This window comes from Micromonospora sp. KC606, assembly GCF_004348675.1.
Taxonomy (GTDB): Bacteria; Actinomycetota; Actinomycetes; order Mycobacteriales; family Micromonosporaceae; genus Micromonospora.
In genome coordinates this window covers 1-10,700 of sequence record NZ_SMKN01000197.1, presented here as the reverse complement: position 1 = coordinate 10,700, position 10,700 = coordinate 1, and the positions used below count along the sequence as shown (strand labels likewise).

10 protein-coding genes are annotated in these 10,700 nt (G+C 72.7%); 6 read left to right on the top strand and 4 right to left on the bottom strand.

Going from position 1 to position 10,700, the window contains the following annotated elements; genetic code table 11:
• Positions 1 to 245: 245 nt before the first annotated feature.
• Positions 246 to 1,166, top strand: a complete 921-nt coding sequence (locus E1193_RS25680) for a DNA-3-methyladenine glycosylase (protein ID WP_132185759.1) — start codon at positions 246 to 248, stop codon at positions 1,164 to 1,166.
• Between the two features lie 22 nt (positions 1,167 to 1,188).
• Here the strand turns inward: E1193_RS25680 and E1193_RS25675 are convergent, their stop codons facing one another.
• Both E1193_RS25675 and E1193_RS25670 read right to left on the bottom strand, forming a co-directional pair.
• Positions 1,189 to 1,692 carry a DUF1990 domain-containing protein gene (locus E1193_RS25675; RefSeq protein WP_132185758.1) on the bottom strand — a complete coding sequence of 168 codons (504 nt, stop codon included), beginning with the start codon at positions 1,690 to 1,692 and terminating at the stop codon, positions 1,189 to 1,191.
• A gap of 146 nt (positions 1,693 to 1,838) precedes the next feature.
• The gene (locus E1193_RS25670) at positions 1,839 to 3,365 is read right to left on the bottom strand and encodes an MFS transporter (RefSeq protein ID WP_132185757.1); all 1,527 of its coding nucleotides are present in this window, start codon (positions 3,363 to 3,365) and stop codon (positions 1,839 to 1,841) included.
• Between the two features lie 102 nt (positions 3,366 to 3,467).
• On the opposite strand from E1193_RS25670, the gene E1193_RS25665 reads away from it, so the two are divergent.
• A complete protein-coding gene (locus tag E1193_RS25665) occupies positions 3,468 to 4,313 on the top strand; it encodes a helix-turn-helix transcriptional regulator (RefSeq protein ID WP_132185756.1) in 846 nt (281 codons plus the stop codon).
• A gap of 74 nt (positions 4,314 to 4,387) precedes the next feature.
• On the opposite strand, the gene E1193_RS25660 is transcribed toward E1193_RS25665, so the two are convergent.
• Positions 4,388 to 4,597 (bottom strand): hypothetical protein, encoded by a 210-nt coding sequence (locus E1193_RS25660; protein ID WP_132185755.1) that lies wholly within the window; start codon positions 4,595 to 4,597, stop codon positions 4,388 to 4,390.
• A gap of 136 nt (positions 4,598 to 4,733) precedes the next feature.
• Here E1193_RS25660 and E1193_RS25655 point away from each other — a divergent pair, with 136 nt between their 5' ends.
• Together E1193_RS25655 and E1193_RS25650 are read left to right on the top strand one after the other, a co-directional pair.
• Positions 4,734 to 5,849: an ATP-dependent DNA ligase gene (locus E1193_RS25655; RefSeq protein WP_132185754.1), complete on the top strand. Its 1,116-nt coding sequence runs from the start codon at positions 4,734 to 4,736 to the stop codon at positions 5,847 to 5,849.
• 33 nt (positions 5,850 to 5,882) lie between these two features.
• On the top strand, positions 5,883 to 7,460 hold the full coding sequence (locus E1193_RS25650; RefSeq protein WP_132185753.1) for an alpha/beta hydrolase: 1,578 nt from the start codon (positions 5,883 to 5,885) through the stop codon (positions 7,458 to 7,460).
• A 101-nt stretch (positions 7,461 to 7,561) separates the two neighbouring features.
• On the opposite strand, the gene E1193_RS25645 is transcribed toward E1193_RS25650, so the two are convergent.
• The gene (locus E1193_RS25645) at positions 7,562 to 8,869 is read right to left on the bottom strand and encodes a YncE family protein (RefSeq protein WP_132185752.1); all 1,308 of its coding nucleotides are present in this window, start codon (positions 8,867 to 8,869) and stop codon (positions 7,562 to 7,564) included.
• Positions 8,870 to 9,021: 152 nt separating this feature from the next.
• Here E1193_RS25645 and E1193_RS33850 point away from each other — a divergent pair, with 152 nt between their 5' ends.
• Positions 9,022 to 10,191 (top strand): helix-turn-helix domain-containing protein, encoded by a 1,170-nt coding sequence (locus E1193_RS33850; protein WP_132185751.1) that lies wholly within the window; start codon positions 9,022 to 9,024, stop codon positions 10,189 to 10,191.
• A gap of 59 nt (positions 10,192 to 10,250) precedes the next feature.
• Positions 10,251 to 10,700, top strand: a 450-nt coding sequence (locus E1193_RS25635) for a GNAT family N-acetyltransferase (protein WP_132185750.1), incomplete at its 3' end; no start/stop codon positions are given.

Genomic DNA, 10,700 nt, shown 5'->3' with positions numbered 1-10,700 from the left:
GGACAAGGGCGGCGTGCGCGTCTACGCCAGCAGGCGCGCCGCCGAGGCCCCCCAGCCCTGCCCCCACGGCCGCCACGCGGCCGGTCCGCCCCCGGGATGGAGACACCGCCGACGCGCAGGGCGTCGGCGGTGTCGTCCGTCACGGCACTTCGCCGTGGGTCGGCGAGCAGTTCCCTGTTGCAGCCGGGGCAACGGCGGCAGGTCCGTCGTCCGGCACGGTGCTCCGCCATGGCAGAGTGTGCCGGGTGACCTGGACCGAGCCCACCGCCCGCCGGTCGCTGCGTCCACCCGCGGACCACCGGCTTGCGGCCACCGTCCGGGCCCTCACCTTCAGCCCGTACGACCCCTGCGCGCGGATCGTCGCGGGCGTCTTCTGGTACGCCACCCGCACTCCCGCCGGCCCGGCCAGCCTGTCGCTGCGCGCGGACTCAGGCCAGCTGCTCGCCGAGGCGTACGGTCCGGGGGCCGACTGGATCGTCGACCGGGCCGACGCGATCGCCGGGCTCCGCGACGACCTCGCCGGGTTCGCCGAGCTGGCCGCCGCGCACCCCCTGGTCGCCCGGCTGGCGGCCCGGCACCGGGGGCTGCGGATGCCGGCCACCGGGCAGCTCTTCCCCCGGGTGCTGCGGGCGGTCCTGGAGCAGAAGGTGACCGGCACGGAGGCGTACCGGGCGTACGCGGCGACGGTGCGGCACTTCGGCGAGCCGGCCCCGGGGCCGATGCAGCCGCTGCTGCTGCCGCCCACGCCGGAGGCGATCGCCGCCGCGCCGTACTGGGTCTTCCACCCGTTCGGGGTGGAGCAGCGCCGCGCCGACACGCTGCGCCGCGCCGCCGCCCTCGCCGACCGGCTGGAGCGCTGCGTGGACAGCGCCGAGGCGACCCGCCGGTTGACCGCCGTCCCCGGCATCGGCCCGTGGACCGCCGCCGAGGTGGTCCGGGTGGCGTACGGCGACCCGGACGCGGTCAGCGTCGGCGACTACCACGTGCCGAACACGGTCGCCTGGGCGCTGGCCGGCGAGGCGCGCGGCGACGACGCCCGGATGCTGGCCCTGCTGGAACCGTTCCGGGGCCACCGGGGCCGGGTCTGCCTGCTGCTGGCCGCGGCCGGGATCCAGGCGCCGAGGTTCGGGCCGAGGATGCCGATCCGCTCCTTCGCCCGGTTCTGACCGGTTCCGGCGGACGGGCTGGTCAGCGGCGGGCGCAGAGGCGGCGCAGGATGCGGGCGAGCCAGTGGGCGTACCCGTGCTGGACGGCCCGGCCGAGGGGCCCGGCGGCCCGCACGAACCAGACTGCCGGCCGGCTGAACGCGGTCACCTCGAACCAGACCGCGCCGGTGTCGTCCCGGGTCACCAGGAATGCCTCCTCGCCCTGCTCGGGGTGGCCGGGCAGGGTGCCGTAGCCGAAGCCGGCCCGGCGCTCGCCGGACTCGACCCAGACCACCTCGCACGGCCCCCAGATCCGCAGCGGCCCCACCCCGAGGCCGGGGGTGACCCGGACGCCCGGGGCGGCACGGGGCGCGTCGGTGCGCATCCGCACCCCGGCGGCCCGGTGCAGCCGCCAGGTCAGCACCGCCTCGGCGGCGCTGGCGAAGCAGCCGTCGGGCAGCCGGTAGCGGTGCCGCAGGTGGTGCCACCCCGTCGGCAGCGTGGCCGCCCGGGTCGCGCCCACCTGCGGGTACGTCAGCTCGGACACCCGTCCAGCCTAGGGGTAAGAGGGCCGGACGGTGGTGACGCCGGTCTTGAGCCGAGGCGCCGGCGGTCGGTCGCCCGTGGCTGTGTGGCCGGTGGCGGTCGTAGTGATGTCCAGACCCCGATCGTTGCCCAGTGTCCGACCGGTGGTCATCGCGGCGTCCCCTCCGTCTGGTCGGCTGTTGTCGCCAGTGCGGTGGCCGGTGCGGGCTGTTCCATCCCGGACCGAGGAAGCCAACGAAGCGCGAGAATGCCGAGCGCCACGTGCAGGAGAACGGCCACGGTAGCGGCGACGTGGAGGCCGGCGACGAAGGCGGCTTTCGCGTTCACGACGGTCGCGGGGGCCAAGCCAGGGAGTTGGAGCGTCTCGTCGAGAGTCGATGCCAGGTCCGGCCCCTGGAGTCGGAAAGTCAGCGCGGCGAGTGAACCGAGCAGAGCGATACCGAGGGCGTTGCCGATCTCGTTGCTGGTCTCCGCGATCGCTCCCGCCGAGCCCGCCCGTTCGGTCGGGACGGCGCCGACGGTTGTGTCCGCAACCACGGCGAAGGAGATGCCGTAGCCGACGCCTGCAATGACCGTGGAGGCGACGTACCAGCCGATTCCGTCGTCGGTCGTCGCCAGCAGGAGAAACAGTAGTCCAGCCGCGACGGAGAAGTGGCAGGCGATCAGGGCGGCTCGCTTGCCGACGCGGTCGACCACCATCGGCGTCACGATGCAGGTGGCGGTCAGGACAGTGGCCCCGGGCAGAGCCAGGAGCGCAGCCTGCATGATGGGAAGGTCGAGGACCGACTGGAGGTAGATGCCGGCCAGGTAGGCAGCAGCTGACCACGCGGCCAGGGGCAGTAGCCCGGTGATGACCGCGACGGTGAAGACGCGGTCGCGAAAGAGTGAGAGGTCCATCAACGGGTGTTCCAGGACCCGCTGTCGTCGGGCGAACCACACGAGCAGCGCGAGCCCTGCCACGTTCGCCAGGACGGCGGTGGTCGAGAGTCCCTCGGCAGCGGCGTGTTTGAGGCCGTAGATGGCGAGCAGGAGGCCCGCTGCGGAGGTCGCCACGCTGAGGACGTCCACGCGTCCGGGTCGGTTGGTTCGTACCTCGCCGAGCAGGGCGGGTGCGAAGACCAGGAAGAGCGCGATGACGGGCAGGTTGATCAGGAAGACCGATCCCCACCAGAGTCGTTCCAGCAGCATGCCGCCGACGATGGGGCCGATGGCGAATCCGGCTGCGAATGCTGCGGCGAAGATGCCGATTGCCTGCGCCCGGCGACGGGGGTCTGAGAACAGCCCGCTCAGCACCGCGAGGGCCGATGGCAGGAGCGTCGCGCCAGCGACGCCCATGAGTGCGCGGGCGGCGACGAGAAGCTCGGCGGTGGGCGCGAAGGCAGCCGCGGCGGACCCGATGCCGAAGATCGCCGCGCCGATCATGAGGAGCCGCAGTCGCCCGTACCGGTCACCGATATTGCCGAAGGCAATGAGCAGCGATCCGACAGCGAAGCCGTAGATGTCCAAGATCCACAGCGCCTGATCCGCGGTGGGTGACAGAGCCTGGCTGATTCGGGGCATCGCCAGGAAGAGGATCGACCCGTCCATCGACACCAGGAGCACGGGCCCGAGGACCACCACGAGTCCTAGCCAGGAACGTCTGCCGGCGGGGTTCTTCGCGTTCTGTTGCGACATGCCGTCCACGTTCTGTCTCGGCCCGGGCAGCAGCCATTCCCCTGCTGTGGGTACACCCAGCAGGAACACCCACCGGCACTCCGGGCCGCCTACGCTCGAGCCGTGGAGAGCCTCGGAGCATTCTTGAAGAACCGTCGTGACCGGATCACGCCTGCCCAGATTGGACTGCGCACCTACGGCAGCGCCCGCAGGGTTCCAGGCCTGCGACGGGAGGAGCTCGCCCAGCTCGCGGGAGTGAGCCCGGGCTACTACACGCGCCTGGAGCAGGGGCAGGCTGACTCTGCCTCCGAGCAGGTGCTGGCCGCCCTCGCCAGGGTGTTGCAACTCGACGAGATCGAATCTCTACACCTGCACAACCTCGCGCGACAGCCCGCTAGTCCCGGAGTTTCCGAACCACCCCAGGAGACACCTCACGCACGAGTCCTGGCTCTCCTCGAGTCGCTCGACGCTGCGACGCCGGCAATCGTCTTGGGTCGCAGAGGAGACGTGCTGGCCTGGAACCGCACCGGCCACGCGCTGTTCGCCGAACACATTGCCTTCGATGCGCCACAGGACATCAGACGCCGACCGTCCATCCCACGGATGTTCTTCCTCGACCCACTCGTCCGCGACCTGCACCGTAACTGGGACGAGCTCGCGCGCGTCCACGTCGCGTATCTCCGACTCACCGCCGGCCGATTCCCCACCGACGCGCGGCTGGCCGAGCTGATCGGCGAACTCGTCATGCGAAGTGACGAGTTCGCAGCCATGTGGGCAACAGGCGAGGTCGTCGACTGCACCATCGGAGACATGCACCTACAGCACCCCACGGTTGGCGCAGTCAGCGTCGCCTACCAGGTCTGGCTCCAGCCCGACAGCCCTGACCATCGGCTTGAGATCTACACCCCCAACGACCTCAGCTCCGCCGACGCACTGCAGATCCTCCCGCACGGGAACAACAGGACATGAAGGTACATTCCACCGCAAACCGTCATGCTTGAGGTTCTGACCCCGAACGTCGACCCGATCCGGTGTCCCGAGGGTCAGCCGGCCTCGCGCAGGTCGGCCAGGTCGATCGCGGTGAACCGGCGCAGCAGTTCCGCCAGCTCGGCGACGGTGCCCACCTCGCCGAGAACGTTCTTGCCGCCACCGAAGCGGGCCGGGTAGCGGTGCACCAGGCGGTAGCGGTGCCGACCACGGATCAGCTCGACGGTCACCTCGAACCGTCCGCAGCATCCGCACCTCCACACCACTCGGCGACGGTAGCTCTGAGCTGCGGGAATGTGATTGGCGCGGCAGTGACGCGCGGGCACGGGCGGGGACACGCCGGGCGGGCTCAGCGAGTGATCCGCCTCACCACTGTCGGTGCGGTCTGGTTGACTGGTCGCCGTGGACCTGCCGATCAATCCGCCGGTGGAGCCGATGTTGGCCAAGAGCGTGGCCCGGCTGCCCACCGACCCGGGCCTGACGTACGAGCCGAAGTGGGACGGCTTCCGGTGCATCGTGTTCCGCGACGGCGACGAGGTCGAGCTGGCCAGCCGGGGCGGCAGGTCGATGACCCGCTACTTCCCGGAGGTGGTCGAGCAGGCCCGCCGGCAGCTGCCCACGCGGTGCGCCGTCGACGGCGAGCTGATCGTGATCCGCCGGGACGGCCCGGGCGGCCAGCCCCGGCTCGATTTCGAGCTGCTCGCCCAACGCATCCACCCGGCCGCCTCCCGGGTGAAGCTGCTCGCCGAGACGACCCCGGCCGACTTCGTCGCCTTCGACCTGCTGGCGATCGACGACGAGCTGCTCACCGGGCAGCCCTACCCGGCCCGCCGGGCCCGGTTGGAGCAGGCCCTCGCGGAAGTCCGCCCGCCGGTGCACGTCACCCAGGTCACCACCGATCCGGAGACGGCCCGCCGGTGGTTCGAGGTGTTCGAGGGCGCCGGGCTGGACGGGTTGATCGTCAAGCCGGCCGACCTGCCGTACGAGCCGGGCAAGCGGCTGATGAGCAAGGTCAAGCACGCCCGCACCGCCGACGTGGTGGTGGCCGGTTTCCGCTGGCACAAGTCGGGGCCGGTGGTCGGCTCGCTGCTGCTCGGCCTCTACGACGACGCCGGGCTGTTGCACCACGTCGGGGTGAGCGCCTCGTTCACGATGGCCCGCCGGCAGGAGCTGTTGGCGGAGTTGGCCGCCTACCGGGACGCCGGCGACGACCACCCGTGGGTGCACGGCGACCACGAGCGTGGCCAGCGGATTCCGGGCGGGGTGAGCCGGTGGACGGGTACGAGGAACCTGGACTGGGAGCCGCTGCGCCCGGAGCTGGTGGTCGAGGTGGCGTACGACGCGATGGAGGGCGACCGGTTCCGGCACACCGCCCGCTTCGTTCGCTGGCGGCCCGACCGCGACCCCCACTCCTGCCGCTACGACCAGCTCGACCGGCCGGTCCGCTACGACGTCGACCAGGTGCTGCGGGGTGACCCGGCGGCGACCGTCGCACCGGCGGCGACCGCGCCGGCGTAGCCTGGCCGGGAAGACGATCACGGAGGCTCGCTGGTGACCCGCACTCCCCACCGGATCCGCCGGGTCCGGCTCACCCTGGCCGGGCTCGTCGCGGGCGCGCTGCTCGCCGCCGGCTGCACCCTGCCGGCGTTCGTCCCGGGCGCGGCGGACCGGGCGGCGGCCCCCGGCGCCACACCGACCTGGCGGGCCTGCCCGGAGGTGGCGCAGGATCTGGTCGGTCGCGGCGCGCGCGACATGCGGTACGAGTGCGCGAGGATCGCCGTCCCGCGGAACTGGGGCACCGGCTCCGGCGCGACCGCCGGGCCGGGCAGCGGGGAGACGTTCGAGATCGCGTTGCTGCGGGCCCGTTCGACCCGGCAGCGGGACCGGATCGGTTCCCTGGTGGTCAATCCGGGCGGGCCGGGCGGCTCCGGGGTGGACACCGCGGTCTACCTCTCCTTCGGGCCGGCCTTCGGCGGGCTGCCCGCCTCGGTCACCGAGCGGTTCGACATCGTCGGCTTCGACCCGCGCGGGGTGGCCCGCTCCAGCCCGGTCAAGTGCATCTCCGACGCCGACCTCGACGCCAGCTTCGGCTTCGACCCGGATCCGGCGAGCCAGGAGGCCTTCGACGACTACCGCTCGTTGCAGCAGCGGGTCGGGCGGGGCTGCGGCGACAAGTACGGCGACCAGCTCCCGCTCTACGGCACCGCGCAGGCCGCCCGGGACATGGACGCCGTCCGGGCGGCGGTCGGCGACGAGCAGCTGACCTATCTCGGCTACTCCTACGGCACCCTGCTCGGCGCCACCTACGCCCAGCTCTACCCCGGCAACCTGCGGGCGATGGTGCTCGACGGCGCGGTGGACCCGAGGCAGAAGCTGGTCGCCGGCTCGGAGAGCCAGGCCAGGGGGTTCGAACGGGCCTTCGGCAACTTCGCCCGGTGGTGCGCGGCCAACGCCGGCCGCTGCCCCCTCGCCCCGGACGCCCGAGCCGCGGTGACCACGGCGATGGACAAGGCGAAGGCATCCCCGGTGCGGGGCGCGGACGGCCGGGAGGCCACCCCCGGTTGGATCTTCTACGCAATCGTCTCCTCGCTCTACACGGAGTCGGGTTGGGAGAAGCTGGCCAGGGCCGTCGACGAACTGGAGGTTGGTGATCCGAGCGAGGTGTTCGCGCTCGCCGACGCGTACACGGGTCGGGGCGAGGACGGCCACTACTCCAACCTCTTCGACGCCAACCTGACCATCAACTGCGCGGACGAGACGGAGCGGCCGGGCATCGACCGAATCCGCGCGTTGCAGTCGCGGTGGCGCCAGCAGTACCCGCTGTTCGGTCCGGCCCTGGCGGTGGGGATGCTCGGCTGCGTCGAGTGGCCGGGCCAGCCGGACCCGTACCCGACGGGCCGAGCCGACGGGGCCCCGCCGATCGTGGTGGTCGGCACCACCGGAGACCCGGCCACCCCGTACGAGCAGACCGCGCGGCTGGCCGCGATGCTCGGGGTGGGCCGGGTCCTGACCTGGGAGGGCGAGGGGCACACCGCGTACCCGCAGACGACCTGCGTCACCGCCGCGGTGGACGCCTACCTGATCTCACTGACGGTGCCCCGGGAGGGGCTGCGCTGCCCGCCCCGGTGACCGCCGGCCGGCCCGGCGTGCCCACACCCGGGCAGGGCGTTCACGGTCACCGTCCCGGCGATCAACGCGGGCCGGGCCGCTCACCGGGCAGGCATGACGGTTCACCGGGCCGGCGGGGCGGTCCAGCCGGCCGGGATGCGACCGATGCGGACCCGCTGCGGGTGGTCGCCGACGGGCACGCTGGCCACCTTCTGGCCGGTGGCGAAGTTGATCGCGGTGACCCGGTCGGCGCCGGCCTCGGAGATCACACAGTCCCGGCCGTCCCCGCTGACGGTGGCCCAGTACGGCTTGCTCGCGGTCACCAGCGGGCCCTCGCGGAGGGTGGCGCGGTCCACGATGGTGGCGTAGTCGTCCATGGTGCCGGCCACACAGAGCTTGGCCCCGTCGGGGCTGACCGACATGCCGTGGTGCCGGGAGTCGTTCACCCAGGTGGTGCGGTCCTCGCTGGTGGCCGGGTTCTTCGGCAGTTCCCGGACCCGGGTGATCCGGTCACCGGTCACGTCGTACTCGACGACCCCGTGGAAGAAGGAGACCTGGAAGTAGAGGGTGCGCTCGTCCGGGGTGAGGACGGCGGGACGGACGGCGTCGGAGAGGTCGCCGCGCCCCGCCGCGTCGAGGCGCTGCCGCATGTCGATCACCTTCACCACCTGGAAGGTGCGGGCGTCGGCGATGGTGATGCGGCGGTCGCCCTTGGTCCAGTCGAGCCAGGGCGCGTCCAGTGCGGTGTTCACCTCGCCGATGGACATGTTCCACAGGTAGCGCCCACCGTCGGTGAAGATGTTCTCGTGCGGCTTGTCGCCGGTGGGAAAGGAGCCGAGCTGCCGGCCGGTGACGATGTCCAGCACGTGCACGGTGTTCCCGGTGGAGGCGGAGACGGCGACCCGGGTGCCGTCGGGTGACACCGCCATGTGGTCGGAGCGGAAACCGGAGACCGGGAACCGCCAGTTGATCTTCCCGGTGGTCAGGTCGATGGAGACGACGTCGGCGAAGCTGGGCCTGGACACCACCAGCGCCCCGCCGTCGGGGGTGGTGTACATGTCGTCGACCAACTGGTCGTTGCCCTCGCCGGGGCCCTGCCGGATGCCGAGGAAGAACGCCAGCTTGATCGGGTTGAGGTAGATCTCCCGGAGCCGTTCCGCCCGGTCGGGGACCACGTTGATCCGCCCCAGCGGGGCGTAGTCGCCCCGGGAGCGGATGACGTCGGCGGTGCCTTCCCAGTTGTTGCCGACGAACATCACCTCCTGTAGCACGGCCGTGGTGGCCGGCGCGGGGGCCGATGCTGCGACGGTGGTCGGCGCGGTCACCACGGCGGCGGGGACAGCGGCGACGGTGAGCGCGGTGAGCGCGGTGAGGACCGCACGCCGGCGGTGCGGGGACGGCGGTGCGGGGACGGACGAAACAGGTGCCATGGACCCCTCCTGAAAGACCGGGTGCGACATCGACACAAATCGGTGTTACCTTGCGGTAACAAAAGGAGACCAACCCGTCCGACGCTCGGGATAGGCGTCGGACGCCAAAGCACGGGCGATCCCTTGTGGCCCGACCACAACCGGAGGCGGCGATGGCGACGCTGGAAACCGGGCACGTCGCGACCTTGGGCGCCCTGCTGCGCGGTCTGGTCGCGGACGCGGCGACGATCGAGGAGGTGGTGGGCGCGGCCCGGGCAAACTCCCCCGAGGTGGCCCGCCTCCCGCCGGCGGAGGTCCGCCGTCAGGTCACCATCCTGCTCGACTGCGGCCTCACCGCCTTGGAGGAGCGGGTCGACCCGAGCGAACAGGACTTCGCCGAGGCCCGCCGGCTGGGCGCCGACCGGGCCGCCCAGGGGATCTCCGTGGCCGGGCTGCTGCGCGGCGTGCAGGCCGGCCGGGACCGGGCGGTGGAGCTGGTGGTCCGGCACGGCCGGACCGCCGGCATCCCGGACGAGGTGCTGCTGGAGGGGCTGCTCACCATCGGCCGGTACGCCGCCGCGCTGGAACGCGCCGTGGTCGACGGCCACCGCCACGCCGAGCGGGACCTGGCCCGGGCCGGGCAGGAACCACGGACCCGGCTCATTCGCCGGTTGCTGCTCGGCGGGCCGGTGACGCCGACGACGGAGGAGCTGATCCGGTTCGGGCTGCGCGCCGAGGGGTCGTACCACTGCCTGGTGGCCGACGGCGACGACCCGGTCCGGGCCCACGCGCTGGCCCGCCGGCTGGCCCGCCACGGCGCCGTCGTCGGCACGGTCGAGGACCGGCTGGCCGGTCTGGCGCCCCGGCTGCCGCCGGCCGACCGGCTCGACCCGGCGGTCCTGCTGGTCGCCGCGCCCGCCGGCCCGCTGGACCGGGCGCCCCAGATGTACGGCCTCTGTCTGGCCGCCCTGCGTGTCGCGGCCCGGCAAGGGCGGCACGGGCTGCTCGACGTGACGGAGCTGGCCGGGGAGACCGCCCTGGCCGCCCAGTCGGCGCTGGCGGAGCTGCTCGGCGCCACCCTGCTGGCGGCGCTGGACCCGGCGGACGGGTTCCACCGGGAACTGGCCGCGACCGCGCTGACCTGGCTGGACCACGGGCAGCGGCTGGACCAGGCCGCCGCCGCGCTGCACGTGCACCCGAACACCGTCCGATACCGACTGCGCCGGTTGCGCGAGCTCACCGGCTTCCCGCCGACCCCCACCGGGGAGGGGGCGGGAAGCTGGCCGGTGCTGGAGATCCTGCGCTGGTGGTGGGCGTTGCGCAGCTGGCGTGACCAGCGGTGACGGCCCGCCGGCGGCCGTCCCGCAGCGGTTCCTCCCGCGCGGTGTGCCAGACTCCGGCCATGACCAACCTGATCTTCCGGGAGGCGGTCCGATCGGACCTGCCCGCGATCCTCGCCCTGCTCGCCGACGACGTGCTCGGCAAGGCTCGGGACGTCCCCGCCGTGGACGAGGCGTACGAGCGGGCGTTCGCGGACATCACCGCCGACCCGCGCAACCAGCAGATCGTCGCCGAACGGGCTGGCGAGCTCGTCGGCTGCCTACAGATCACGTACATTCCCGGGCTCGGTCGACACGGCGCCGAGCGGGCCCTGATCGAGGCGGTCCGGGTCCGCTCCGACCTGCGCGGGCAGGGGCTGGGCCGGCTGCTCCTGGAGTGGGCGATCGACCAGGCCCGCCGGCGGGGTTGCGGCCTGGCGCAGCTCACCAGCGACAAGTCCCGCGCCGACGCGCACCGCTTCTACCGCGCCCTCGGTTTCGCCCCCACCCACGAAGGCTACAAACTCCCGCTG